The following is a 23,528-nucleotide window of genomic DNA, read 5'->3' on the forward strand; positions in this document are numbered from 1 at the left end:
CAGTTGAATGCTTGTAGGATATTTCTCAACTGCACGCACTAATGTACCCAGCCGTGACAGTGCCGGATTGCGTTCGCACAAGCGCAAGGACTGCGAGCCGGTCGCGTTGTGTCCTTGCCTCATTTCGTCACGCCTTGCGACAGGTTTGTCCAAACCCCGGTGCGAGAGACAGGGTGATTGATTGAAGGCAATTCCTGTTGCATACAGGCTCCCTAAGATGAGTGCTTCCCGGCAACTTGCCGCTTGTCATCTCACTGGAGAATTCTTGTGACCACGACTGCATCGACGCCTACCAAGTTCAAGCCGTACACGCGCCAGTCCATCGTTACCGCGCGCCAATGGGAATGGCTTTCGCCCGAGCTGCAGGAAGCCGTACAGGTGGTATCCCACGTGCTGCCGTTTCGCACCAACGCCTATGTGATGGATGAGCTGATCGACTGGAAGCGCGTGCCCGACGATCCGATCTACCGCCTGACTTTCCCGCACCGCGACATGCTGCCGGCCCAGGAGTACGAGCAGCTGCGCGAGCTGGTGCTGGTCAAGAAGGACGATGCCGCGACCGCGCGCCTGGTGAACGACATCCGCATGCGCATGAATCCGCACCCGGCCGGCCAGATGACGCACAACGTGCCGCGCGTGAACGACGCGCCGCTCAAGGGCCTGCAGCACAAGTATAAAGAGACCGTGCTGTTCTTCCCCAGCGCCGGCCAGACCTGCCACGCCTACTGCACCTTCTGCTTCCGCTGGCCGCAGTTCGTCGGCATGGAAGAGATGAAGTTCGATGCGCGCGAGTGCAGCGAACTGGTGGCCTACCTCAAGATGCATCGGGACGTGACCGACGTCCTGATCACCGGCGGCGACCCGATGATCATGAACACCCGCTCGTTGGCCGAGTTCCTCGAACCCCTGCTGGCGCCCGAGCTGGAACACATCCAGAACATCCGCATCGGCACCAAGTCGGTCGCCTATTGGCCGCAGCGCTTCGTGTCGGACAAGGACAGCGACGACCTGCTGCGTCTGTTCGAGAAAGTGGTGGCGAGCGGGAAGAACCTGGCCATCATGGGCCACTACAACCACGCGGTCGAACTGCGGGCGCCCATCGCCCAGCAGGCGGTCAAGCGCATCGTCGGCACCGGCGCCACCCTGCGCATGCAAGGTCCGCTGATCCGCCACATCAACGAAGACCCGAAGAGCTGGGCCGAGCTGTGGACCACCGGCGTACGCCTGGGCGCCATTCCCTATTACATGTTCGTCGAGCGCGACACCGGGCCGCGCGACTACTTCTCGCTGCCGCTGGCGCGCGCCCATGAGATCTTCCAGGAGGCGTACTCGATGGTGTCGGGCCTGTCGCGCACCGTGCGCGGGCCGTCGATGAGCGCCTTCCCGGGCAAGGTCGTGATCGACGGGGTGGTGACCATCAATGGCGAAAAGCTGTTCGCGCTGCAGTTCCTGCAGGCGCGCAATCCGGAGTGGGTGCGCCGCCCGTTCTTCGCCAGGTTCGACCCCAATGCGACCTGGCTCGATCACCTCAAGCCCGCGTTCGGGCGTGACCGCTTCTTCTTCGAGATGGAAAGCGGCGGCCCGCTGCGCGGCCCCGGCGGGCGCGTGATCCCGCTGGTCCCGGCCGGCCAGCGCGGCGAAGCGCAACCCGACGCGGCCTGACGCCGGGCGCGGGTCCGATGATGCAGCCAGCCGCCGTGGCTTGCCCGGCACCCCTGCGCCTGTCCGGCGTGGGGGTGTTCTTCTACGTGTTCCTGCCGTTCGCGCTGGGGCACTACCTGTCTTGCCTGCTGCGCAACGTGAACGCGGTGCTGGCCTCGCACCTGGTGGGCGCGCTGGCGCTCACGCCGGGCCAGCTCGGGCTGCTCACCAGCGCGTTCTTCTTCGCCTTCGCCCTGGTCCAGCTGCCGGTCGGGATGGCGCTGGACCGCTTTGGGCCGCGCCGGGTGCAGGTGACGATGCTGCTGCTGGCTTCCTGCGGCGCGCTGCTGTTCGCGAACTGCAACGGCTTTTATGGCCTGCTGGCGGCGCGCGCCGTCATGGGCTGCGGCCTGGGCGGCTGCTTCATGGCGGCGGTCAAGGCGATCTCCACCTGGATCGCGCCGAACCGGCTGCCGTCGGTGCACGGCTACCTGATCGCGGTGGGCGGCATGGGCGCCGCCAGCGCCACGATGCCGGTGCGCGCGGCGCTGGAATACACCGACTGGCGCGGCCTGTTCCTCCTGCTGGCGGCGCTGGTGGCCTGTACCGGCCTGTTGATCGCGCTGCTGTACCCCAAGGCCGACGGCCCCGCCGCGCAGCGCGGTCCGTTGCTGCCGGCCCTGCGCGAAGTCTGGCGTGCATCGAGTTTTCGGGCGGTGGCCTCACTGGTGCTGATCCCGCATGCGGTGTTCTTCGGGGTGCAGGGCCTGTGGATCGGGCGCTGGCTGTCCGACGTGGGCCGCTATCCCGAGCCCGCGGTCGCCTATCTGCTGTACCTGGGGATGGCGGCGGTGGTGTTCGGTGCGATCGCGGTCGGCATGATCACCGAATGGGCCGGAAGGCGCGGCATGCCGCCGCTCGATGTGGCGGCCGCCGGCATCACCTTCTTCGTGCTGGTGCAGGCGGCCTTCGTGGTCGGTTACCGTCCCAGTTTCGCGATGCTGTCGGTGATGTTCACGCTGGTGGGCACGATCACCGGCATCGAATACGCCATCGTGGCGCAATCGATGCCGCGCGAACTGACAGGACGCGCCGCGACTTTCCTGAACCTTTTGATCTTCATCGGCGCCTTCCTGGTGCAGGCTGGGTTCGGGCTGGTGATCGGCCTGTGGGAGCCCGACCTGCTCGGCCGCGCGCCGCCGGAAGCCTACCGCGCCGCCTTCGCCCTGCTGGTGGCGATCCAGCTGCCCGGCCTGTGGCGTTTCGCGCGCCGGCGCACGGCTGAGCTTTCTCAGCCGTAACGTGCAAGGGCGACTTGTCATATACACTTTCCCCATTCAATATTCCTGGGGAAAGCCATGGGCAAACCACTTCCGTTGATGTGCGCCGGCGCCGCCATGCTCGTGCTGGCCGCCTGCGGCGATAAATCGACCTTGCCGGCCGGCGCCGACATGGGGTCGCAGCCGACCCTGAAGGAGCCGAACAAGACCCTTATCCCGACCGTCCACATCGCCCCGGCCAAGAGCTGGCCGGCCAATATGACGCCGACCCCGGCGCCCGGCCTGGCGGTCAATGCGTTCGGCACCGCGCTGGATCACCCGCGCTGGATCTACGTGCTCCCGAACGGCGACGTGCTGGTGGCCGAGACCAATGCGCCGCAGCGTCCCGCAAAAAAGGGCATCGGCGACTGGGTGACGGGCAAGGTCATGGCGCGTGCCGGCGCCGGCGTGCCGAGCGCGAACCGTATCAGCCTGCTGCGCGACGCCGACGGTGACGGCGTGGCCGAACTCAAAAGCGTGTTCCTGAAAGACCTGAATTCGCCGTTCGGGATGGCGCTGGTGGGCGACACCCTGTACGTGGCCAATACCGATGCGGTGGTGCGCTTTCCGTACAAGGAAGGCGTGACCGAGATCCTGGACAAACCGCAGCAGGTGGCGCCGCTGCCGGGCGGTCCGCTGAACCACCACTGGACCAAGAACATCATCGCCAGCAAGGATGGCAGCAAGCTGTACGCGACCACGGGCTCGAACAGCAACGTCGCCGAGAACGGCATGGACCAGGAACAGGACCGGGCCGCGATCCTGGAGATCGACGTCGCCAGCGGCAAGACGCGCGTGTTCGCGTCGGGCCTGCGCAATCCGAACGGCATGGCCTGGCAGCCCGAGACCGGTGTGCTGTGGACCGTGGTGAACGAGCGCGACCTGATCGGCAGCGACCTGGTGCCGGACTACCTGACTTCGGTGAAGGATGGCGGCTTCTATGGCTGGCCGTACAGCTACTTCGGCAAGAACGTCGACACGCGCGTCAAGCCGCCGCGTCCCGACCTGGTGGAAAAGGCAATCGTGCCGGATTACGCGCTGGGCGCCCACGTGGCGGCGCTGGGCCTGGCCTTCTACGAAGGCTCGCTGCTGCCGGCGCAGTTCAGGAACGGCGCCATCATCGGCAACCACGGCTCATGGAACCGCAAGCCGCGCTCGGGCTACAACGTGGTGTTCGTGCCGTTCAAGGGTGGACGGCCGAACGGGAAGCCGGTCGACATGCTGACCGGCTTCGTCAACCAGGATGGCCAGGCCCATGGCCGGCCGGTCGGGGTCGCGGTCGACCACAAGGGCGCGGTGCTGGTGGCCGACGATGTCGGCAACGTGATCTGGCGCGTGGTGCCTGAGCCAGGCTAATCCGCGACGCCAGCACGTCGTTCCCTCGCAGGCGGGAACCCAAGTCTTTCGCGTTGCCGATATCATTGGACGTAGCGTCAGTGCGAGCAAGCTTGGGTTCCCGCCTGCGCGGGAACGACGTGTTACGGCCGCGTGTCCGAGCGCGCCGTCAGGCGCAGCCGCTCACCAGCAACACAGGCATCCCGGTCCACGCGATCGCCACGAACGCCAGCACCGCGCTGGCCGCCGCCACATAATCCACGAACTCGGTCGACCCCTGCCGCAGGCGCCTGGCGCCGGCGGCGCCGCTCCATACGCAGATGGCCAGTGCCAGCAGCGTGACGCCGCCCAGCAGCCACGGGTTCGGCCCTTCGGGCCGCCAGGCGCCCGGCGTGCACTGGGCCGTGGCCACGATATAGCTGAAGCCGAAATGCGCGGCCCAGACCAGGAGGGGAAGCGAGGCGCGCGTGGCGCGCCGGAAGAATTGGTCGTCCATAGTCAATCCATCACCAGCAGCAGGCCACGGATCACCACCATGGCGGTCAGGCCCTGCAGCGTCACGTAGTGCCAGATCAGCGCGATATTGTCGCGCGTGGCGCGGTTTTCCGGCTTGACCAGGCCGCGCCAGGCGCGCACGCACAGGTAGGGTGCGGCCAGCAGCAGCACGAACAGCATCACGCCCTGGAAGCCGAGCATGATCGAGATCGAGGCGCTCCACGCGTCCTTGGTGCCGTCCAGGTGTACCAGGCGCCAGCTGTGCACGTCGAGCAGGAAGGCGCCCGTGGTGCAGGCCAGCGCCGCCAGCGTCGTCCAGGCCATGCCGTGGCCCTTCAGGCGGCCGCTGAACCAGACCAGGGCGGAGCCCGCCAGCAGCAGGACGGCGGCGCCGATGGTGTAGATCCCGTCGGGCAGCGAGGCGCCCGGCGGCGGGCAGATCTCGAGCCGCATCGAGGTGTGGATATAGGTGTAGGCAAAGGACCAGAAGATTCCGTAGATCACGATCAGCATGATGAAGGTGCCCCACCACGAATGCGAGGCGGCACCAACCGCACCGATCGGCAGCTTGATGCCGCCGCCGATCGGAGCGTGCGTCATATTGACGCTGCGATCCGACTGCCACAGCCAGCCGATGATCGAGGCGATCGCGATGAAGCCGCAGATGAAGGCCAGCACCATCGCCTTCACGGTCAGCAGCAGGAAGAAGCCGGCGGTGCCGGCGGCGCCGATCACGGTCAGCCAGCTGTCGCCGGGCAGGATCATCAGGTAGTTGGGTGTCGCGCTCACCGGGCTGGTGGCGATTGTCTCGCGGCGGCCGGTGACGGTGCCGGGCAGGTAATGGCGTCCTTCTTCCACTTCCTTCGACAGGGTCGGCTGGTCCCACAGCGGATCGTCGGAGGTGATGATCGGGATGCTGCGGTTGCCGTAGTCTTCGTTGGGAAGCCATTCGAGCGTGGCCGCATTCCACGGATTGCCGGTCTTTTTCTCCGGACGGCGCAGGGTGCGGGTGGCGTCGACGATCATGGCCAGGATACCGAGGGCGAACATGAAGGCGCCGACGGTCGACAGCATATTGAGCCAGTCCCAGCCCATCTCGTGCGAGTAGGTGTACACCCGGCGCGGCATGCCGTACAGGCCCGTGATGTGCATCGGGAAGAAGGTGATGTTGAAGCCGCCGAACAGCAGCCAGAAGATCGGCTTGGCCCAGCGCTCGGACATCTGGTTGCCGTTCACCAGCGGCATCCAGTAATAAATGGCGGCGAACACCGGGAACACCATGCCGCCGATCAGCACATAGTGCAGGTGGGCGACGATGAAATAGGTGTCGTGCACCTGCCAGTCGAACGGGATCACGGCCACCATCACGCCGGTCAGCCCGCCCAGCACGAAGATGAACATGAAGCCGAGCATGAACAGAGTAGGAGCGTTCATCTTGATACGCCCGCTCCACAAGGTGGCGATCCAGCCGAATACCTGGATGCCGGTGGGGATGGCGACCGCCATGCTGGCCGCCGAGATCAGACTCATCTCGAGCACGCCCAGGCCGGCGGTGAACATGTGGTGGGCCCACAGGCCGAAGCTGAAGATGCCGACGCCGACCAGCGCCACCACGATCACGCGCCGTCCCACCAGGCGGTTCTGGGCGATGGTGGGGATCATGGTCGAGATCATGCCGGCCGCCGGCAGGAAGATGATGTAGACCTCGGGGTGGCCGAAGAACCAGAACAGGTGCTGCCAGATCAGCGGGTCGCCGCCGCGCTCGGGATCGAAGATCGGCATGTTCAGCGCGCGCTCGAGTTCGAGCAGCGCCGTGCCGGCGATCACGGCCGGGAAGGCGATGATGATCATCACGCCCACCACCAGCATCGCCCAGGCATACACCGGCATGCGGCGCAGGGTCATGCCCGGTGCGCGGGTGAACAGGATGCCGACGATCAGTTCGATCGCACCGGCGATCGCCGAGATCTCGATGAAGCCGATCCCCAGCAGCCAGAAGTCGGCGTTCAGGCCGGGCGAATACTTCATGCCGGTCAGCGGCGGATACATGAACCAGCCGCCGTCCGGCGCCAGGCCCCAGAACAGGGTGCAGAAGAAGGCCAGGCCGCCGAAGGCATAGGCCCAGAAGGCATATGCCGACAAGCGCGGGAAGGGTAGATCGCGCGCGCCCAGCATGTTCGGCAGCAGATAGACCGCGATCGCCTCGACGATCGGGATCGCGAACAGGAACATCATCACGGTGCCATGCATCGTGAAGATCTGGTTGTAGGTGCTGGCCGCCACCAGGTCGTTGTCCGGCACCGCCAGCTGCACCCGCATGATCAGGGCCAGGATGCCGGCCAGGATGAAGAACAGGATCGCCGTGCCGATGTACAGCAGGCCGATATTGGTGTTGTTGACCGATTTGAAGAAGCGCCAGCCGCGCGGGGTTTCCCAGACTTCTTCGAGGCGGGTCAGCTCCAGCGGCGGGCGTGGCAGGGGATTGGGTAAAGCGTCGTCGTTCAAGGTAGCGTCGCGCGTCGTCATTTCAGGTGCTCGAGGTAAGTGGCCAGTGCGCGCAGGGTTTCGCCGTCCAGGTCTTGTGAAGGCGGCATGAACACGCCCGGCTTGATGGCTTGCGGGTCGGCGATCCAGCCGGCCAGCGTGCCACGGTGATTACGCAGGGTGCCGGCCGCGATCTCGCGGCGGCTGCCGACGTGGGTCAGGTCGGGGCCCAGGCGCGAGGTGTCGGCAATGCGCGCTTGCTCGGAGAACGGCGGCACGTCGGTGACGCCGCGGATCGTGTGGCAGGCCTGGCATTGCTGCGCCAGGAAGGCCTCGCGGCCGCGCTGCAGCACCGTGGTGTCGGCCGGCAGCGCGGGTTGCGCCTGGCGCGCCAGCCAGGCGTCGAATTCGGGACGCGGCAGGGCGATCACGTGGAAGGCCATGCGCGCGTGCTGCTCGCCGCAGTACTCGGCGCACTGGCCGCGGTAGACGCCCGCCTTGTCGGCGCGCAGGGTCAGGCCCGTCACGCGGCCCGGGATCATGTCGCGCTTGCCGGCCAGGGCCGGGACCCACAGGCTGTGGATCACGTCGGACGCCGTCATGCCCAGGTAGACCGACTCGCCGACCGGTATGTGGATTTCATTGGCGGTGATGATCTCGCGATTGGTCGCCGGGTCGCGGTAGCGTACTTCCCACCACCACATCTTGCCGGTGACCGAAATCGTCATCGCGTCGTGCGAGGTCTGCGGCGCCAGCTGCGCGCTGCGCCAGGTGCTCCAGGCGAGGAGGGCGGTGAGCACCACGACCGGGAAGGCGATGCCGGCGCCGAAGATCCAGATGGCGGGCCGGATCGGGCGCGCCTTGCGCCGCATGGCCAGGGTCAGCAAGCCCATCACGAAGACGAAGATCAGCGTGGCGCCGACACACAGCACCCAGGTGAACTGGTGGATGATGGCGGCATCGGCGCCTGCCGGGTGGAGGACGGATTGCAGGTCGTTCATCGCAGCTCGCTCATTTCAGCGTGTACATGAAGGCGGCCATGTGGCGCGCATCTTCTTCGGAAATGCCGAGCGCCGGCATCAGCGTGCCGGGCTTGACCGCGGGAGGGTTGCGCAGGAAGCGCACCATGTTCTCGGGCTGGTTCGGGATGCTGCCCGCGATATAGCTCAGGCGGCCCATGTATTGCAGCGACGGGCCGGCGTCGCCGTTCGTGCCCTGCACCTCGGGAATGAAGTGGCAGGCCGCGCACTGGTATTGCTGGGTCAGCAGGCGACCGCGCTCGGGATCGCCGCCTTCGACGCGGCTGGGCTGGTCCTGGCTGCTGCAGGCGCTCGCCAGCGCCGCGCACAGCAGCAGGGCGCTGGCGCGGAGCAGGGGGGGGCGGCCGTATTGACAGATATTCATGCGCACGGTTGATTTTTCGTGAAAAGGCTGTGGCTTTTATAATACAAGAAATCCGATGTCATTTTTTTAACAGAGCGGCCTAAGTGATGCTATCCAATCGCGCACGACTTATCGTCAAGACCATGGTGCTGACCCTGCTGGGGGCAGGGGTGATCGGCGCCGTCATCGGCCTGGTCGTCCTGCGCGGCGGTTTCTACAACATCGCCGCCACCCAGCAGCACTACCCGCTGATCTATACCGTCTTCGAGGAAGGCTTGCAGTATTCGGTGCAGAACCATGCGCGCGATATCCAGGTGCCCGAGGGACTGGGCGCGCCGGAGCAGCTGGTGCGCGGCGCTGCCGTCTACAAGGCCAACTGCATCCAGTGCCATGGCGGGCCGGGTGTGGCGCCGCTCAAGCAGGGCATGAGCATGCAGCCGGTGCCCGGCCCGCTGGTCGACGCCGACGTCAACTGGGAAACGCGCGAGCTGTACTGGATCACGCGCAACGGCATCAAGATGAGCGGCATGCCGGCCTGGGAATATCACCTGAGCGACAACGATATCTGGGCCGTGGTGGCGTTCGTGTCGGCCATGCCGGACATGACGCAGGAAGATTTTCGCCGCAGGACCTCTATCGGGGCAGCGGCGGCAACCGTAACCGAGGGGGAGGCGCCATGACCGCAGCACGCATTCCCGCCATGATGGCGCTGGCCATGCTGGTGGCGGCCTGCGGCCCGACGCGGCCGGCGCCCGGCATCCAGGGCGATCCCGAACGCGGCAAGATCGCGCTGACCCAGTACGCCTGCCATTCCTGCCACGCGGTGCCGACCATCGCCGGCTCGAAGGTCTATGTCGGCCGGCCGCTCGACGACATGGCCGAGCGCCGCTACATCGCCGGCAAGGTGCCCAACACCCAGGACAACCTGGTGCGCTGGATCATGGATCCACAGGCCATCGACCCCGGCAATGCGATGCCGGCCATGGGTGTGAGCGAGCGCGATGCGATCGACATCAGCGCCTATCTGCTCAGTCAATAGGTCGATCCTTGGTATCATCCCCGGTTTGATGCGGGCCGCCCACGGCCTGCACGTTCACGATCGAGGAAGATTGACATGAGATTGGTGCGCTATGGCCGCCCGGGCAAAGAAAAACCGGGCCTGTTCGACGAAGAGGGCCGCCTGCGCGACCTGTCCGGCATCATCGACGACATCGATGCGTCGGTACTGGGCGACAAGGCGCTGCGCAAGCTGGCGAAGATCGACCACAAAACCCTGCCGCTGGTGCGCGGCAATCCGCGCCTGGGCGTGCCGGTCAAGGGCGTCGGCAAATTCATCGGCATCGGCATGAACTACGCCGACCACGTCGCCGAAACCAAATCCACGATGCCGAGCGAGCCGGTGTTCTTCACCAAGGCGATCAGCTCCCTGAACGGCCCGGACGATGCGATCGTGCTGCCGAAAGGCTCGAAGAAGACCGACTGGGAAGTCGAGCTGGGCGTGATCATCGGCGCGCGCGCGCAGTACGTGAGCGAAGAAGACGCGGTCAAGCACGTGGCCGGCTACTGCGTGGTCAACGACGTCTCGGAACGCGCCTTCCAGTTCGAAATGGGCTCGCAGTGGGATAAAGGAAAAGGCTGCGACACCTTCGGCCCGGTCGGCCCCTTCCTGGTCACGCGCGACGAAATCTACGACGTGCAAGACCTCGACCTCTACCTGGAGCTGAACGGCAAGCGCATGCAGACCGGGAACACGGCGAGCATGATCTTCAGTGTCGCGCAGATCGTCAGCTACGTATCGCGCTTCATGACCCTGGAGCCGGGCGACATCATCACCACCGGCACCCCGCCGGGCGTTGGCATGGGCCGCTCGCCGCAGCGCTTCCTCAAGAAGGGCGACCAGCTGCGCGTGGGGATCGCGGGACTGGGCGAGCAGCAGGCCGAGGTGGTCGCGTTTCCGAAGTAGCCAACTAATCCGGCATGCGCCAGTCGCCCTCTTCGGGCACGCTGGTGCGCGCCGTATTCATCACCATGGCGAGCAGGGTGTAGTAGCCGTTGATCCCGATGAGGTCGACCACGCCCTGCTCGCCGAACAGCGCCAGCGCGTCGGCATACACCCGGTCCGACACCGCCTTGTGCTCGTGCAGCTGGGTGCAGAAGTCGTGCACCACCGCTTCGTCCACCAGCATGTCGCCCGGCCGCTCGCGCGCCGCGATGGCGGTGATCACCGACGACGGAATCCCCACCTGGGCCGCGATCGGCGCATGGATCGCCCACTCCACCTGCTGGTCCCACTGGCGCGCCGTAACGAGGATCGCCAGCTCCGACAAACGCACCCCGATCGCGCTGCGGTAGCGCAGATACTCGCCCATGCGCTGCGCATGGCTCATCAGCTCGGGACTGCGCAGCAGCGGCACGAAGGGGCCGTAGACGGCGCCGCGCGGGCCGGCGGCGATCTCCTGCGCGGCGGTGCGCTGGGCCTCGCTCAGTGCGTGATCCGGGATGGGGCCCAGGCGTTCGCTCATCTGCTCATTCATCTGCTCACTCATGTGTTGCACCAAAAGTGAATCCACAGAAATATTCGCACGGCCCGCGCTAAAAATCAAAAGAAGCCGTCGCCCGCGCGCTTATCGTCAAGTGTCGACCCCACTGGAGGTAAGCGTTCATGAGCCATATCATCCACCGCAGCCTGCGCCAGGTGCCGCCCCTCGCGGCTGGCGGCGAAGGCATCGTGCTTCGCGACACCAACGGCAAGACCTACATCGACGCCAGCAGCGGCGCCGCCGTCTCTTCGCTGGGCCACGGCCACCCCGACGTGATCGCCGCCATGCACCGCCAGATCGACCGCTGCGCCTACGCCCACACTGCCTTCTTTACCACCGACGTGGCCGAGCAGCTGGCCAAGCGCCTGGTCGAGGGCGGGCCGGAAGGCATGGGCGGAGTGTATTTCGTCTCCGGCGGCTCCGAGGCGATGGAGACCGCGCTCAAGCTGGCGCGCCAGTACTGGGTCGAGATGGGCGAGCCGCAGCGCACCCGCTTTCTGGCGCGGCGCCAGAGCTATCACGGCAACACGCTGGGCGCGCTGGGCGTGGGCGGCAACGAATGGAGACGGCGCGCCTTCGCCCCGCTATTGAAGGATGCGCTGCGGGTGTCGGCCTGCTATGAGTACCGCGGCCGCGCCAGCGGCGTCAGCGTCGACGACTACACCGCCGGCCTGCTCGACGAACTGGAGACGACCATCCTGCGCGCCGGGCCAGAGAACATCATCGCCTTCGTGGCCGAACCGGTGGTGGGCGCGACCGGCGGCGCGATCCCGCCCACGCCCGGCTACTTCCAGGGCGTGCGCGCCATTTGCGACCGCCATCACATCCTGCTCATCGCCGACGAAGTCATGTGCGGCATGGGCCGCACCGGCACCATGTACGCGATCGAGCAGGATGGCGTGGCGCCCGACATCGTGGCCGTGGCCAAGGGCCTGGGTGCCGGCTACCAGCCGATCGGCGCGGTGCTGGCGCACTGGCGAATCGTCGAGTGCCTGCGCAGCCGCAGCGGCATGTTCCAGCACGGGCACACCTATATCGGCCATCCGGTGGCGGCCGCCGCGGCGCTGGCGGTGCAGCAGGTGATCGAGCGCGACGACCTGCTGGCGCGCGTGCGCAGCCGCGGCGCGGTGCTGCGCCGCATGCTGGGCGACGTGTTCGGGGTGCACGAACACGTGGGCGACATCCGCGGACGCGGGCTGCTGCTGGCGCTGGAATTCGTGCGCGACAGGGAGACGAAGGAGCCGTTCGATCCCGAGCGCAAGCTGCATGCGGCGATCAAGGCCGAGGCGATGGCGCGCGGCCTGCTGGTCTATCCGATGGGGGGAACGATCGATGGACAGCACGGCGACCATGTGCTGCTGGCGCCGCCGTTCATTGCGACGCCGGCGGATTTGTCGGAGATCGTGTCGCGCTTGAGCGATGCGGTGGAGGCGGCGCTGGCGAATTGAGGCGCTGGTGGCGGGAACCCAAGTCAGCCCGCAAACCAGTACCGCAAAATTACGCAACAACCTTGCGAATCCACTTCGCAATATCCTGCACCTCTTCCAGGCACAGCGTGTGCTGCATCTGGTAGGCATGCCACTCGACCTGGTAGCCGAGCGACTCGAGCACCTTGCGCGAATCTTCCGCACGCGCGAACGGCACCACCGGATCCTGCACGCCATGCGCCATGAAGATCGGCGTGGCCAGGCTGGCCTCATGGCGCTCGGCGCCGGCCACGCCCGCCAGTGGCAGGTAGCCCGACAGGCACATCATGCCGGCCAGCGGTTCCGGGTGGCGCAGGCCGGTCTGCAGGGTCATCGCGCAGCCCTGCGAGAAGCCGGCCAGGATGATGCGCGAAGCCGGGATGCCGCGCGATTTTTCGCGGGCGATCAGCGCTTCGACCTGCAGCTGCGAGGCGCGCAGGCCGGCTTCGTCTTCGCGCCGCACCAGGTCGGTGGCGACGATGTCGTACCAGGAGCGCATCACGTAGCCGCCGTTGATCGTCACCGGCATCGTGTTCGCATGCGGGAACACGAAGCGGATGCCGGGCAGACCGGCCAGGTCCAGTTCGCGCACCATCGGCACGAAGTCGTTGCCGTCGGCGCCCAGCCCATGCAGCCAGATGATGGCGATTTCCGGGTTCGGCGCGGTCTCGACTTCAATGTTTTCCAGCAGCTGGCTCATAGGCTCTCTTGTTTAAACAGCAGGCGCACGCAGCGCCGATTTGGGACGGAAGGTCTTGCTCACCGCCGGATCGGTTTCCATGTACGGACCGCCAATCAGGTCGATGCAGTAGGGGACAGCGGCGAAGATGCCGCCGACGACCGTGTTGCCGGCGTCGTCCTTGAGCCCCTCGAGGGTTTCCTTGATCGACTTCGGCTGGCCCGGCAGGTTCATGATCAGGGCCGCGTGGTCCGCAGTTTCGCGGATGACGGCGGTCTGGCGCGACAGGATCGCGGTCGGCACGAAGCGCAGGCTGATCTGGCGCATCTGCTCGCCGAAGCCGGGCATTTCCTTGGTGGCGACGGCCAGCGTGGCCTCGGGCGTGACGTCGCGCCGCGCCGGGCCGGTGCCGCCGGTGGTCAGCACCAGGTGGCAGCGCGCGCTATCGACCAGTTCGACCAGGGTCGTTTCGATATTGGCGCGGTCGTCCGGGATCAGTCGCGTCTCGACGCGAAATGGCGTCGTAATCGCGCCCGCCAGCCACTCGTTCAGCGCCGGGATGCCCTTGTCTTCGTAGACGCCGCCGCTGGCGCGGTCGGAGACCGACACCAGGCCGATCACGAGCATGTCGTCACTCTTCGTCGGCGTCGTCATCGTTGCCTTCTTCATCGGCGTCGGCGTCGGCTTTCTTCTTCTTGCCCAGGTCCTTCAGGATCTGGAAGATTTCGCGGTAGGCCTTCGGCGGCTTGGACTCGGCCACTTCCTTGCGCGCGTTGCGGATCAGGGTGCGCAGGTGCTGGACGTCGAGTTCGGGATTTTCCTCGAGCAGGACGGTCAGCGCCTTGTCGTCGGCCAGCAGCTTCTCGCGGCGGCGCTCGAGCGCGTGCAGCGATGCCGTCTCGGCTTTCGAAGCGCCTTTCCAGCTGTCGATGGTGCGCTGGATGATGGCGACTTCTTCCTCGTCCAGGGTGCGCATCTTCTTGCCCACGAACTGCATGGCGCGGCGGCGGCCTTCGTGGTTGGTGATGGTCTGGGTCTCGAGGATGACATCGCGAATGTCTTCCGGCATCGGCACGCGCTTGACACGGTCGCGCGGGGCTTCGACGAGCTGTTCGCCGAGCTTTTGCAACTCATTCGACTGGCGCTTGAGTTCCGACTTGGAAGGGCGGTCGTATTCGGGTTCGAACTCGTTCGACTGGAAGCCGACGGAGCCGCGATTTGGATTAGGCATGATATGAATGGATTTGATTGGCGCGGGGCCGATCAGTGAAAACTGTAAACGGCTGCTATGATAACTGTTTTAGGGCCTGCCACGAAAAACACCTATGAACGACAACGCTTTTACCCACACCCAGGATCAGCTCAAACAGCTGGCGCGCGACGTACTGGCGTTCGCCCGCGAGCAGGGCGCGACCGACGCCTCGGTCGAGATCAGCGAAGGGAGCGGTTTGTCGATTTCTGTGCGTAAAGGCAACATCGAGACGATCGAGCAAAACAAGGACAAGGGCCTGGGCGTCACCGTCTACGTGGGCCAGCGCCGCGGCAATGCCAGCACCTCCGATTTCTCGACCGGCTCGCTCAAGGCGACCGTGGAAGCAGCCGCCAATATCGCCCGCTTCACCGCCGAGGACGATTGCGCCGGCCTGCCCGATGCCGATCTCCTCGAGCTTGCACCCCGGGATCTGCGTCTGTTCTACCCATGGCAGATCAGCACCGAAGAAGCGGTGGAGCTGGCCAAGCGCTGTGAAAACGCCGCCTTCGAGGTCGACAAGCGCATCACCAATAGCGAAGGCGCCAGCGTCTACGTCCAGCAATCGCATTTCGTCGGCGCCAACTCGCGCGGCTTCATCGGCGGCTACCCGTTCTCGCGCCACACGATCTCGGTGGCGCCGATCGCCGGCAAGGGCAATCAAATGCAGCGCGACGACTGGTACACCTCGTCGCGCAATCCCAAGGAGCTGGCCAAGCCCGAGAAAGTGGGCCGCTACGCCGCCGAGCGCGCGCTGGCGCGCCTGAATGCGCGCAAACTCAATACCCGCACCTGCCCGGTGCTGTTCGAAGCGCCGCTGGCCGCGGGCCTCTTGGGCGCCTTCGTGCAAGCCGTGTCGGGCGGCGCGCTGTACCGCAAGTCGACCTTCCTGCTCGATACCCTGGGCAAGCAGGTCTTCCCGTCGCACATCCAGATCGTCGAAGATCCGCACCTGGTCGGCGCGGTCGGCTCGGCGCCGTTCGACGAAGAGGGCGTCAAGACCGTGCGCCGCAAGGTGATCGCCGATGGCGTGCTGCAGGGGTACTTCCTGTCCTCGTACTCGGCACGCAAGCTGGGCATGAAAACCACCGGCAATGCCGGCGGCTCGCACAATCTCGAGATCGTCTCCAAGGACACCCGTCGCAGCGACGATTTCGAAGGCATGCTGCGCAAGCTCGGCACGGGCCTGCTGGTCACCGAACTGATGGGCCAGGGCGTCAACTACGTGACCGGCGACTATTCGCGCGGCGCGTCGGGCTACTGGGTCGAGAACGGCGTCATCCAGTATCCGGTCGAAGAAATCACCATCGCCGGCAATATGCGTGAGATGTTCCAGCAAATCGTTGCCGTTGGTAACGATACCCTCGTACGCGGCAACAAGACCACCGGCTCGATCCTGATCGAGAAGATGGTCGTGGCCGGTAACTGAAAGAGGAGCGCGCCATGGGCCGATTCGTCCGCATCGACAAAGAGAGCAGCCCCAAGACGGTGCTGCTCAATCTCGACCTGGTGGCCACCGTCGAGTTGGCCCCGCAATCCGACCTGCTCAGTTCGGCCGGCGCTGACAGCCGCAAGGTATATGCCACCTTCCTTGCGTCCGATAAAACCGCGATCGCGACCCTGCATTTCGACAGCATCGCGGATGCGAATGCGTGGGTCAAGACCCACCTGGGCGTCGAACTCTAAGGTCCCCCGCAGCTGGATTGTTGATCGATAGTGAATTAACAATCCGGTTTCAGTATCTTTATCGCTGCAGCGTGCGCCGGCAAGATGAGCCGGTCTTCCACCACGCGCAAGGACCAGCGATGCAATCAATCCTCCAGGAAACCAGTCGGCCCGCGGCGCGCGAGCGCCTGCTGCTGCCGCAACTGGACACCTTCTACCGGCGCGCCGAACCCGTCCTCTATGCCCTGCTGCGCTGCGTTTTCGGCATCGTCATGTTCACCCATGGCCTGCCCAAGGCGCTGGGCATCCCGCACGGGTCGATGGCCGATCCGATGGCCGGCTCGACCCGGCTGATCCAGGACGTGATGGGCTTGCCGTTCGCGCCGCAACTGGCCTTCCTTGTCATGCTGCTCGAGACGGGCGGCGCGCTGATGCTGGCGCTGGGATTGTGGGCCAGGCCGGTCGCGCTCCTGATCGCCCTGCAAATGGTCGGCATCTGCCATGCGCTCGGCCCCACCTGGCCGTGGATCGACCGCGGCATCGAGTTTCCTTTCCTGATGGGCTTCCTGGCGCTGTACATCGCGGTGCGCGGCAGTGGACGGTTTGCGCTGGATCGTCGCTTTGGCGTCGCGATCTGACCCTGGTGCGCCATAAAAAACGCCCCGGCATGCGGGGCGTTGTCGCGACAGCGGGGTGGGCTTACTTGACTGCGCGGATCGCGTTCAGCACCGGCTGCAGCACCGCGGCGCCCAGGCGCGCGCTGCGTGCGCCGTCCCAGCCGACTTGCGGATCCGGATCGTTGGCGTTGTCCTTGAACGGCAGTTCCAGCGTGAGCGACAGGCAGCCGAAGGCGTGGGTGATGTGCGGCGAACCCATGGTCAGGGTCTCTTCGGTGTACGGCGTGGCGCCGTAGCCGTGCACGTCCTGGAAGTCGGGGCTGGCGATCTTGAAGTCGGCGATGAAGCGGTCTTGCGCTTCGCCTTGCTCCTTGGTGAAGTTCGGCAGCGATTCACTGCCGGCCACGAACACATAGGGCAGTCCTTCGTCGCCGTGCACGTCCAGGCACAGGTCGACGCCCGTCTCGTGCATCTTCTGCAGCACCAGGAACACCTCGGGGCTGCGCTCCATGCTCGGCTTGAGCCATTCGCGGTTCAGGTTGGCGCCGGCCGCATTGGTGCGCAGGTTGCCGCGCACCGAGCCGTCCGGGTTCATGTTCGGCACCACGTAGAACACCGACTCTTTCATTAGCTGGCGCCCGAACGGGTGGGCCGGATCCAGCAGCGCGTCGAGCATGCCCTCGACGAACCATTCGGCCATCGTCTCGCCCGGGTGCTGGCGCGCGATCACCCACACCTTTTTCTTACCCTCGGCCGGCTCGCCGATCACCAGCATGTTCAGGTCGCGGCCGTCGACGGTCGAGCCCAGGTCGAGCATGCGCACGTTCTCGGCCATCTGGGCGCGGTCCAGCAGCTCCAGGTGGCGTTCCCACGAATATGGCTCGAAGTAGGCGTAGTAGACGCTGTCCATGCCCGGGGTGTGCTCGATGGTGAGCACCTGGCCATCGAACGAGGTCGGCACGCGGAACCAGTTGACGCGGTCGTAGCTCGCCATCGCCTGGTAGCCTTCCCAGCCGGCCGTATAAGCGGCGTTGCCGGCGTTGAGCAGGCGGATGGAGCAGGCTTCGCCCTGCGCGCCCTGCAGGCGGAAGTAGAACCACTGGATGATGTCGGCGTGCGAGTCCTTGCGGATGTTCAGGTCGATGGCGTTGGCGCTGGTGGCGTTCACGACCTCGATGGCGCCAGCGTCGAATTGGCTGCTGATCTTGATAGACATGGTGTTGTCCTGTGTTGGGAAGGTACGTTGAAGCATCGATGATACTCGTTTTCGGCACACGCTCGCTAGGCGGGCCTGGCGCCGGGCAGGGCGGCGAAATGGCGCTGCAGGGCGTCCAGCGCAATCTTTACCTTGGCCGGATCGCCGTCGCGCCGCGGCGTCATGGCCGCCACCGGCAGCGCCGGCAACTGCCAGTGCGGCAGCACGCGCACCAGGGCGCCACGTTCGAGGGCGGGGTGGACGTCGGCGTGGCCCAGCAGCGCGAGGCCCATGCCCTGTTCGCACATCTGCTGCAGCGAGAGCTGGTTGTTGCTGACGATGCGCACGCCGACGCGCATGTGCTCGCGCTGCTCCCCCTGCCGCAGGTCGAGCTCCATGGACGGCACGCCGTCGTCGCCTTTGGGCTCGGTCGCCTGGCGCATCGAGCCCAGCCAGTGATGGTCCTGCAGCGCTTGCGGCGTGCTCGGCATGCCGTGGCGCTCGATATAGGCTGGCGCCGCGCACACGATGACGTCGAACTGGCACAGGCGGCGCGCGATCCAGCCCGAATCGGGCAGGCGGCCGGCGCGGATGGCGATGTCGATGCGGGCGTCGATCAGGTCGATCATGGCGTCGTCGACCAGCAGCCGCAAGCGCAATTGCGGCCAGGCGGCCAGCACCGGCGCCAAGGCCGGCGCGATGTGCAGGCCGAAGCCCACCGGCGCCGCCACCCGCAGCTCGCCGCTCGGCGCGTCGCGCGCGTGCAGCAGCGAGTCGTTGGCGGCATTGGCTGCTTCCAGCAGGCGCAGGCAGTGCGGATAGCAACGCGCGCCGGCCTCGGTCAGGGTCAGCTTGCGCGTCGAGCGGTGCAGCAGCGTCACGCCGGCCTGCCGCTCAAGCGCGCTGATGGACTGGCTGACGGCGGACGGGCTCATGCCCAGCCGGCGCGCGGCCGCGCTCATCGAGCCGCTCGAGACCGTTTCGGCGAATACCGCATAGGGTTTCAGGTCGTTCATCTATTAGCCTGGCTTCAAGGTGATAGTGCTTGCAGCCATCTTATCGCCTTATCGTGAAGCCGGTATCGTAGGCGAATTGAACACATCACTGGAGTCACGCATGAACATCGCCCTGATCGGCGCCACCGGCTTTGTCGGCGCCGCCGTCCTTTCCACCCTCCTGCAACGCGGCCACCGGGTCACCGCGCTGGTGCGCGATCCGTCGAAGCTGGCGCCGCAGCCGGGCCTGACGGCGGCGGTGGCCGACGCCTATGACGCCGATGCGATCGCGGCCGCCGTGCGCGGTCACGACGCCGTGGTCTCGGCCTTCAATCCGGGCTGGAACGATCCTGCCCTGTACGACAACTTCATGCGCGGCAGCGCGGCCATCGAGCGTGGCGTTGAACTCGGCGGCGTGCGGCGCCTGCTGGTGGTCGGCGGCGCGGGCAGCCTGTTCGTGGCGCCCGGCGTGCAGCTGGTCGACACGCCGGCATTCCTCGATCACGTGCCGCCGAATATCGTGCCGGGCGCAAAGGCGGCGCGCGACGCGCTGAACACGCTGCGCGCCAACACCGCGCTGGACTGGACCTTCCTCAGCCCGCCCGCGATGCTGGGGCAAGTCGAGGCGACCGGCGGCTACCGTGTCGGCGGCGAAGACTTGCTGATGGACGGCGACAAGCCGGCCGGCATCGCGGTCGCCGACCTGGCGCTCGCGATCGCCGATGAAATCGAACAGCCGCGCCACCTGCGGGCGCGCTTCACCGTCGCCAGCCAGGCGTAATCAATCGCGCAGGCCGCCGAAGCGGCCGTGATAGGCGGCGTCGGCATCCGGCGTCGCCGCGTCTTCCTTGCGCAGCATGGCCAGCACGTGCTCTTCGGCGCGCGCGTGGCACAGGCGGTAGATCTCGCGCGCCAGCGCATAGGCGTCGGTCCCCGGCCACGGCTGCGGCAGCAGGGCCAGCGGCAGCATCGGGTCGTGCAGCTGCACCCGGCGGTAGGCGTGGATCAAGAGGGTGCGGATCGCGAACGCATCCTCGGGCCTCACGTCGCCCTTGCCCAGCATGCCGGGCAGCGGCGCGAAGCGCTCGATGAAGCCGCGATAGGCATTCACCACCGCGTCGAGATTCCAGCAGTCACCCACCAGCTCGGGCAGCGGTCGCGTGCCCATGCCGGGCAGCTCGTCGACCTGGCACACGAAGACCTTGTCGACGGCATCCGCGCGCGCCATGATCTCGCGCAGCGTGTCGCGCTCGGGCGCCGGATGCGCCATCACCCCCGTCGCCAGCATCGCAAAACCCTCCCACTCGAGTTCCTTGCGCAGCAGGGTGCGCAGCTCGCTGTCGATGCTGCCGCTCTTGCCATGCGGCGCCAGCACGAAGGTCCAGCGCCCGTCCCAGTCCAGGCCCGGCGCCGAATAGATGCGGCGGTTGGCGCGCTCGAAGCGGGGCAGCGCCTTCGGCTCGATCGCATAGCGGCTGCGCCGGCCTTCACGGCTGGCCGTCAGCCAGCCTTCCTGCACCAGGCGGAACACGCTGGTGCGCACCAGCCGGTCGCCGACGCCGAGCGGACCCACCAGCTCGATCATGCTGCCGAGCCAGAAGGCGCCGCCGTGCGGGGCGATCGTGTCGCCGCACACGGTCACCACCAGCGACTTGTGGCGCGGCGGATCGAGGGCCAGGTTGTGGGCGATCCACCCAGTGCAGGAGAGTCGTTTCATGATTGCGGTCAATTTTTCTTGCTGCGATATGATTCAAAATTATTGTGTACATCAAGTTTTTTGTATCGTATTATGATTTGGACGGGTTTGCAATTGTAGAGAACCACGGGGGAGCTATGTACGCACAGATGGTGGAGACCGGCCTCAAGAAAGTCCGCACAGAACAGGACATGAGCGCCGAAGAGCAGGCGTTCCAGGCGCGCATCGACGCCGGGATCAAGATCGAACCGAAGGACTGGATGCCGGAAGCGTACCGCAAGACGCTGATCCGCCAGATTTCGCAGCACGCGCATTCCGAGATCGTCGGCCAGCTCCCGGAAGGTAACTGGGTGACGCGCGCGCCGACCCTGCAGCGCAAGTCGGTCCTGCTGGCCAAGATCCAGGACGAGGCCGGCCACGGCCTGTACCTGTACAGCGCCGCCGAGACGCTGGGAGTCTCGCGCGACGAGCTGCTGGCCGCCCTGCACGCCGGCAAAGCCAAGTATTCGAGCATCTTCAACTATCCGACGCTGAGCTGGGCCGATATGGGTGCGATCGGCTGGCTGGTGGACGGCTCGGCCATCATCAACCAGATCCCGCTGTGCCGATGCTCGTACGGCCCGTATGCACGCGCCATGGTCCGCGTCTGCAAGGAAGAATCCTTCCACGCGCGCCAGGGCTACGACATCATGATGGCCTTGGCCAAGGGCACGCCGGAGCAGAAGGCGATGGCCCAGGATGCGCTCAACCGCTGGTGGTGGCCTTCCTTGATGATGTTCGGTCCGTCGGATGCCGAGTCGGTCAACAGCGCGCAATCGACGGCCTGGCGCATCAAGCTGTTCTCCAACGACGAGCTGCGCCAGCGCATGGTCGACCAGACCGTGCCGCAAGCCGAATACCTGGGCCTGACGGTGCCCGATCCCGACCTCAAGTGGAACGCCGAACGCGGCTCCTACGATTTCGGCGAGATCGACTGGTCCGAGTTCTACAACGTCCTGAAGGGCAACGGCCCCTGCAACCGCGAGCGCCTGCGCACGCGTGTCAAAGCCTGGGACGACGGCGAATGGTTCCGCGACGCCCTCGTCGCCCACGCCGACAAGCAAGCCGCCAAAAAAGCCGCGGCATAAAAACAGCCGTAGGGTGGACGGCTTTGCCGTCCACGCGTCCAAGACACGCCCGCCCTACGCGAACGCCATCACGGAGACAACAATGAGCAAAGAATGGCCCCTGTGGGAAGTCTTCATCCGCAGCCAGCACGGCCTCGCCCACAAGCATGTCGGCAGCCTGCACGCCCCTGACGCCGAAATGGCGATCAACAACGCACGCGACGTCTACACCCGCCGCAACGAAGGCGTCTCGATCTGGGTCGTGCGCGCCGCCGACATCGTCGCCAGCAGCCCTTCCGACAAGGAATCGCTGTTCGAGCCGGCCAACAGCAAGGTCTACCGCCACCCGACCTTCTTCCCGATGCCGGAAGAAGTCAAGAACTTGTGAGCCTGCAGATGGACGCCAAATTCCAGTACCTGCTGCGCCAGGGCGACAACGCCCTGATCCTGTCGCAGCAACTGTGCCAGCTGGTCGGCAAGGGCCCCGCGCTCGAAGAAGACATGGCCCTGTCCAACGTCGCCCTCGACCTCTTGGGCCAGACCCGCATGTGGCTGACGTATGCGGGCGAGCTCGAAGGCAAGGGCCGCGACGAAGACCGCCTGGCCTTCCTGCGCGACGCCATTGAGTACCGCAGCTGCCTGCTGGTCGAGCAGCCCAACGGCAGCTACGCCGACACCCTCACGCGCCAATTCCTGTTCGACACCTGGCACTACTTCCTGATGGATGGCCTGACCCGATCCAGCGACGAACGCATCCGCGAGATCGCCGCCAAGTCGATCAAGGAAGTGACCTATCACCTGCGCCGCAGCGGCGACCTCGTGGTGCGGCTGGGCGATGGCAGCGACAAGAGCCGCGCCATGATGCAGACGGCGCTCGACGAGCTGTGGATGTATAGCGGCGAGATGTTCCTCTACGACGAGATCGACCATGCGATGGTGGCGCAGGGAATCGCTCCGCCTGTCGATTCGATTCGCACGCAATGCCTCGACCACATGGCCGAGGTCTTCGCTGACGCCACCTTGACGATGCCGTCGCCCGACGCCTGGATGCAGCGCGGCGGCAAGCAGGGCCGCCACAGCGAACGCCTCGGCTTCATCCTGGCCGAGATGCAGTTCCTGCAGCGCGCCTATCCGGGAGCGGCCTGGTAATGAGCTTTCTGGCCGTCTCCGTTGAACAGGTCTGGGACTGGCTCGGCGAGGTCGCCGACCCGGAAATCCCCGTCATCTCGGTGGTCGATCTCGGCATCGTGCGCGACGTGCGCCTGGAGGGCGAGACATGCGTGGTCACGATCACGCCGACCTATTCGGGCTGCCCGGCGATGCAGGTGATCTCGGAATCGGTCAGCGCAGCGCTGCGCGCGCACGGCATCGAGGATGTCCGCATCGAGAGCCGCCTGTCGCCCGCCTGGACCACCGACTGGATGAGCGCGGCCGGCAAGGCTGCCCTGAAAGGCTACGGCATCGCGCCGCCGGTGCAGCAGGCGATCGACATCAGCGGCCTGCACGCCGGCATCCGCCGCCGCGCCGCGCCCGACGTCGCCTGCCCGCACTGCGGCTCGCCCCACACCCAACTGACCAGCGAATTCGGCTCGACTCCGTGCAAGGCGCTGTACAAGTGCCTCGACTGCCGTGAGCCGTTCGACTACTTCAAATGCCACTGAGG

Annotated in this window: 26 protein-coding genes; 15 read left to right on the plus strand and 11 right to left on the minus strand. The window is 66.1% G+C overall.

Translation table 11 applies throughout. From position 1 onward, the window contains the following. Positions 1–267 precede the first annotated feature (267 nt). The 3 genes from SOM61_RS10465 to SOM61_RS10475 are packed head-to-tail and all read left to right on the plus strand — an operon-like array spanning position 268 to position 4,316. A complete protein-coding gene (locus tag SOM61_RS10465) occupies positions 268–1,662 on the plus strand; it encodes a KamA family radical SAM protein (RefSeq protein WP_320474026.1) in 1,395 nt (464 codons plus the stop codon). A gap of 17 nt (positions 1,663–1,679) precedes the next feature. After that, positions 1,680–2,942, plus strand: a complete 1,263-nt coding sequence (locus tag SOM61_RS10470) for an MFS transporter (protein ID WP_320474027.1) — start codon at positions 1,680–1,682, stop codon at positions 2,940–2,942. Positions 2,943–2,999: 57 nt separating this feature from the next. Continuing rightward, positions 3,000–4,316, plus strand: a complete 1,317-nt coding sequence (locus tag SOM61_RS10475) for a PQQ-dependent sugar dehydrogenase (RefSeq protein WP_320474028.1) — start codon at positions 3,000–3,002, stop codon at positions 4,314–4,316. Between the two features lie 148 nt (positions 4,317–4,464). Here the strand turns inward: SOM61_RS10475 and SOM61_RS10480 are convergent, their stop codons facing one another. Genes SOM61_RS10480 through SOM61_RS10495 form a run of 4 tightly spaced genes read right to left on the minus strand, consistent with a single transcriptional unit; the run spans position 4,465 to position 8,678 of the window. After that, a complete protein-coding gene (locus SOM61_RS10480) occupies positions 4,465–4,791 on the minus strand; it encodes a hypothetical protein (RefSeq protein WP_320474029.1) in 327 nt (108 codons plus the stop codon). A 2-nt stretch (positions 4,792–4,793) separates the two neighbouring features. Beyond that, positions 4,794–7,316, minus strand: coding sequence for a cytochrome c oxidase subunit I (gene ctaD / locus SOM61_RS10485; protein WP_320474030.1), 2,523 nt, complete (start codon positions 7,314–7,316; stop codon positions 4,794–4,796). Further along, positions 7,313–8,275 (minus strand): cytochrome c oxidase subunit II, encoded by a 963-nt coding sequence (gene coxB, locus SOM61_RS10490; RefSeq protein ID WP_320474031.1) that lies wholly within the window; start codon positions 8,273–8,275, stop codon positions 7,313–7,315. Before coxB ends, ctaD begins: the two co-directional genes overlap by 4 nt. 10 nt (positions 8,276–8,285) lie before the next feature. Beyond that, positions 8,286–8,678: a c-type cytochrome gene (locus tag SOM61_RS10495; protein WP_320474032.1), complete on the minus strand. Its 393-nt coding sequence runs from the start codon at positions 8,676–8,678 to the stop codon at positions 8,286–8,288. Between the two features lie 86 nt (positions 8,679–8,764). Between SOM61_RS10495 and SOM61_RS10500 the strand changes: the two genes are divergently transcribed. The 3 genes from SOM61_RS10500 to SOM61_RS10510 all read left to right on the plus strand — a co-directional run bounded on the left by SOM61_RS10500 (position 8,765) and on the right by SOM61_RS10510 (position 10,620). Further along, positions 8,765–9,337 (plus strand): c-type cytochrome, encoded by a 573-nt coding sequence (locus tag SOM61_RS10500; RefSeq protein ID WP_320474033.1) that lies wholly within the window; start codon positions 8,765–8,767, stop codon positions 9,335–9,337. Beyond that, positions 9,334–9,696 (plus strand): c-type cytochrome, encoded by a 363-nt coding sequence (locus tag SOM61_RS10505; RefSeq protein ID WP_320474034.1) that lies wholly within the window; start codon positions 9,334–9,336, stop codon positions 9,694–9,696. The genes SOM61_RS10500 and SOM61_RS10505 overlap by 4 nt, the downstream gene beginning before the upstream one ends. Positions 9,697–9,771: 75 nt before the next feature. After that, complete coding sequence (locus SOM61_RS10510) at positions 9,772–10,620, plus strand: fumarylacetoacetate hydrolase family protein (RefSeq protein WP_320474035.1); 849 nt, start codon at positions 9,772–9,774, stop codon at positions 10,618–10,620. A gap of 4 nt (positions 10,621–10,624) precedes the next feature. Here the strand turns inward: SOM61_RS10510 and SOM61_RS10515 are convergent, their stop codons facing one another. Further along, positions 10,625–11,179 (minus strand): carboxymuconolactone decarboxylase family protein, encoded by a 555-nt coding sequence (locus tag SOM61_RS10515; RefSeq protein WP_320474125.1) that lies wholly within the window; start codon positions 11,177–11,179, stop codon positions 10,625–10,627. 140 nt (positions 11,180–11,319) lie between these two features. Here SOM61_RS10515 and SOM61_RS10520 point away from each other — a divergent pair, with 140 nt between their 5' ends. Then, positions 11,320–12,645 carry an aspartate aminotransferase family protein gene (locus SOM61_RS10520; protein ID WP_320474036.1) on the plus strand — a complete coding sequence of 442 codons (1,326 nt, stop codon included), beginning with the start codon at positions 11,320–11,322 and terminating at the stop codon, positions 12,643–12,645. A gap of 49 nt (positions 12,646–12,694) precedes the next feature. Here the strand turns inward: SOM61_RS10520 and SOM61_RS10525 are convergent, their stop codons facing one another. From SOM61_RS10525 to yjgA, 3 genes are read right to left on the minus strand one after another with little or no spacing between them, the layout of a single operon-like run. Beyond that, on the minus strand, positions 12,695–13,363 hold the full coding sequence (locus tag SOM61_RS10525) for an alpha/beta hydrolase (RefSeq protein ID WP_123068825.1): 669 nt from the start codon (positions 13,361–13,363) through the stop codon (positions 12,695–12,697). 12 nt (positions 13,364–13,375) lie between these two features. Beyond that, positions 13,376–13,996, minus strand: a complete 621-nt coding sequence (mog, locus tag SOM61_RS10530; protein WP_320474037.1) for a molybdopterin adenylyltransferase — start codon at positions 13,994–13,996, stop codon at positions 13,376–13,378. Beyond that, positions 13,974–14,573, minus strand: coding sequence for a ribosome biogenesis factor YjgA (yjgA, locus tag SOM61_RS10535; RefSeq protein ID WP_320474038.1), 600 nt, complete (start codon positions 14,571–14,573; stop codon positions 13,974–13,976). The genes mog and yjgA overlap by 23 nt, the downstream gene beginning before the upstream one ends. A 94-nt stretch (positions 14,574–14,667) precedes the next feature. Between yjgA and pmbA the strand changes: the two genes are divergently transcribed. From pmbA to SOM61_RS10550, 3 genes are all read left to right on the plus strand, one after another. Further along, positions 14,668–16,020, plus strand: coding sequence for a metalloprotease PmbA (pmbA, locus tag SOM61_RS10540; protein ID WP_320474039.1), 1,353 nt, complete (start codon positions 14,668–14,670; stop codon positions 16,018–16,020). A gap of 14 nt (positions 16,021–16,034) precedes the next feature. Further along, positions 16,035–16,277, plus strand: coding sequence for a hypothetical protein (locus tag SOM61_RS10545; protein WP_320474040.1), 243 nt, complete (start codon positions 16,035–16,037; stop codon positions 16,275–16,277). Positions 16,278–16,396: 119 nt separating this feature from the next. After that, entirely contained in the window at positions 16,397–16,894 is a 498-nt protein-coding gene (locus SOM61_RS10550) for a DoxX family protein (RefSeq protein WP_320474041.1), read from the plus strand. 61 nt (positions 16,895–16,955) lie between these two features. Here the strand turns inward: SOM61_RS10550 and SOM61_RS10555 are convergent, their stop codons facing one another. Then, on the minus strand, positions 16,956–18,089 hold the full coding sequence (locus tag SOM61_RS10555) for a M14 family metallopeptidase (RefSeq protein WP_320474042.1): 1,134 nt from the start codon (positions 18,087–18,089) through the stop codon (positions 16,956–16,958). A gap of 65 nt (positions 18,090–18,154) precedes the next feature. After that, positions 18,155–19,084, minus strand: a complete 930-nt coding sequence (locus SOM61_RS10560; RefSeq protein WP_320474043.1) for a LysR family transcriptional regulator — start codon at positions 19,082–19,084, stop codon at positions 18,155–18,157. Between the two features lie 100 nt (positions 19,085–19,184). Here SOM61_RS10560 and SOM61_RS10565 point away from each other — a divergent pair, with 100 nt between their 5' ends. Then, on the plus strand, positions 19,185–19,844 hold the full coding sequence (locus SOM61_RS10565; protein ID WP_320474044.1) for an NAD(P)-dependent oxidoreductase: 660 nt from the start codon (positions 19,185–19,187) through the stop codon (positions 19,842–19,844). Here SOM61_RS10565 and paaX read toward each other — a convergent pair whose 3' ends face one another. Continuing rightward, the gene (gene paaX / locus SOM61_RS10570) at positions 19,845–20,780 is read right to left on the minus strand and encodes a phenylacetic acid degradation operon negative regulatory protein PaaX (RefSeq protein ID WP_320474045.1); all 936 of its coding nucleotides are present in this window, start codon (positions 20,778–20,780) and stop codon (positions 19,845–19,847) included. Positions 20,781–20,896: 116 nt separating this feature from the next. On the opposite strand from paaX, the gene paaA reads away from it, so the two are divergent. The 4 genes from paaA to paaD all read left to right on the plus strand — a co-directional run bounded on the left by paaA (position 20,897) and on the right by paaD (position 23,526). Then, positions 20,897–21,886, plus strand: a complete 990-nt coding sequence (gene paaA / locus SOM61_RS10575) for a 1,2-phenylacetyl-CoA epoxidase subunit PaaA (protein ID WP_320474046.1) — start codon at positions 20,897–20,899, stop codon at positions 21,884–21,886. Positions 21,887–21,968: 82 nt separating this feature from the next. Further along, positions 21,969–22,253 (plus strand): 1,2-phenylacetyl-CoA epoxidase subunit PaaB, encoded by a 285-nt coding sequence (gene paaB / locus SOM61_RS10580; protein WP_147933255.1) that lies wholly within the window; start codon positions 21,969–21,971, stop codon positions 22,251–22,253. 8 nt (positions 22,254–22,261) lie between these two features. After that, entirely contained in the window at positions 22,262–23,014 is a 753-nt protein-coding gene (gene paaC / locus SOM61_RS10585) for a 1,2-phenylacetyl-CoA epoxidase subunit PaaC (RefSeq protein ID WP_320474047.1), read from the plus strand. After that, positions 23,014–23,526: a 1,2-phenylacetyl-CoA epoxidase subunit PaaD gene (gene paaD / locus SOM61_RS10590; protein WP_320474048.1), complete on the plus strand. Its 513-nt coding sequence runs from the start codon at positions 23,014–23,016 to the stop codon at positions 23,524–23,526. Before paaC ends, paaD begins: the two co-directional genes overlap by 1 nt. Positions 23,527–23,528 lie beyond the last annotated feature (2 nt).

Source organism: Massilia sp. CFBP9012, assembly GCF_034045115.1.
GTDB lineage: Bacteria > Pseudomonadota > Gammaproteobacteria > Burkholderiales > Burkholderiaceae_D > Telluria.

What these genes read in the sequence shown, in the direction of transcription:
- SOM61_RS10550 (WP_320474041.1), top strand. Translation starts at nt 16,397, where the DNA reads ATGCAATCAATCCTCCAGGAAACCAGTCGGCCCGCGGCGCGCGAGCGC.
- SOM61_RS10565 (WP_320474044.1), top strand. Translation starts at nt 19,185, where the DNA reads ATGAACATCGCCCTGATCGGCGCCACCGGCTTTGTCGGCGCCGCCGTC.
- SOM61_RS10510 (WP_320474035.1), top strand. Translation starts at nt 9,772, where the DNA reads ATGAGATTGGTGCGCTATGGCCGCCCGGGCAAAGAAAAACCGGGCCTG.
- paaC (WP_320474047.1), top strand. Translation starts at nt 22,262, where the DNA reads ATGGACGCCAAATTCCAGTACCTGCTGCGCCAGGGCGACAACGCCCTG.
- SOM61_RS10555 (WP_320474042.1), bottom strand. Translation starts at nt 18,089, where the DNA reads ATGTCTATCAAGATCAGCAGCCAATTCGACGCTGGCGCCATCGAGGTC.
- SOM61_RS10495 (WP_320474032.1), bottom strand. Translation starts at nt 8,678, where the DNA reads ATGAATATCTGTCAATACGGCCGCCCCCCCCTGCTCCGCGCCAGCGCC.
- yjgA (WP_320474038.1), bottom strand. Translation starts at nt 14,573, where the DNA reads ATGCCTAATCCAAATCGCGGCTCCGTCGGCTTCCAGTCGAACGAGTTC.
- SOM61_RS10515 (WP_320474125.1), bottom strand. Translation starts at nt 11,179, where the DNA reads ATGAGCGAACGCCTGGGCCCCATCCCGGATCACGCACTGAGCGAGGCC.
- SOM61_RS10475 (WP_320474028.1), top strand. Translation starts at nt 3,000, where the DNA reads ATGGGCAAACCACTTCCGTTGATGTGCGCCGGCGCCGCCATGCTCGTG.
- paaD (WP_320474048.1), top strand. Translation starts at nt 23,014, where the DNA reads ATGAGCTTTCTGGCCGTCTCCGTTGAACAGGTCTGGGACTGGCTCGGC.
- coxB (WP_320474031.1), bottom strand. Translation starts at nt 8,275, where the DNA reads ATGAACGACCTGCAATCCGTCCTCCACCCGGCAGGCGCCGATGCCGCC.
- SOM61_RS10470 (WP_320474027.1), top strand. Translation starts at nt 1,680, where the DNA reads ATGATGCAGCCAGCCGCCGTGGCTTGCCCGGCACCCCTGCGCCTGTCC.
- mog (WP_320474037.1), bottom strand. Translation starts at nt 13,996, where the DNA reads ATGACGACGCCGACGAAGAGTGACGACATGCTCGTGATCGGCCTGGTG.
- pmbA (WP_320474039.1), top strand. Translation starts at nt 14,668, where the DNA reads ATGAACGACAACGCTTTTACCCACACCCAGGATCAGCTCAAACAGCTG.
- SOM61_RS10500 (WP_320474033.1), top strand. Translation starts at nt 8,765, where the DNA reads ATGCTATCCAATCGCGCACGACTTATCGTCAAGACCATGGTGCTGACC.
- SOM61_RS10505 (WP_320474034.1), top strand. Translation starts at nt 9,334, where the DNA reads ATGACCGCAGCACGCATTCCCGCCATGATGGCGCTGGCCATGCTGGTG.
- SOM61_RS10545 (WP_320474040.1), top strand. Translation starts at nt 16,035, where the DNA reads ATGGGCCGATTCGTCCGCATCGACAAAGAGAGCAGCCCCAAGACGGTG.
- ctaD (WP_320474030.1), bottom strand. Translation starts at nt 7,316, where the DNA reads ATGACGACGCGCGACGCTACCTTGAACGACGACGCTTTACCCAATCCC.
- paaX (WP_320474045.1), bottom strand. Translation starts at nt 20,780, where the DNA reads ATGAAACGACTCTCCTGCACTGGGTGGATCGCCCACAACCTGGCCCTC.
- SOM61_RS10480 (WP_320474029.1), bottom strand. Translation starts at nt 4,791, where the DNA reads ATGGACGACCAATTCTTCCGGCGCGCCACGCGCGCCTCGCTTCCCCTC.
- SOM61_RS10560 (WP_320474043.1), bottom strand. Translation starts at nt 19,084, where the DNA reads ATGAACGACCTGAAACCCTATGCGGTATTCGCCGAAACGGTCTCGAGC.
- paaA (WP_320474046.1), top strand. Translation starts at nt 20,897, where the DNA reads ATGTACGCACAGATGGTGGAGACCGGCCTCAAGAAAGTCCGCACAGAA.
- SOM61_RS10520 (WP_320474036.1), top strand. Translation starts at nt 11,320, where the DNA reads ATGAGCCATATCATCCACCGCAGCCTGCGCCAGGTGCCGCCCCTCGCG.
- paaB (WP_147933255.1), top strand. Translation starts at nt 21,969, where the DNA reads ATGAGCAAAGAATGGCCCCTGTGGGAAGTCTTCATCCGCAGCCAGCAC.
- SOM61_RS10525 (WP_123068825.1), bottom strand. Translation starts at nt 13,363, where the DNA reads ATGAGCCAGCTGCTGGAAAACATTGAAGTCGAGACCGCGCCGAACCCG.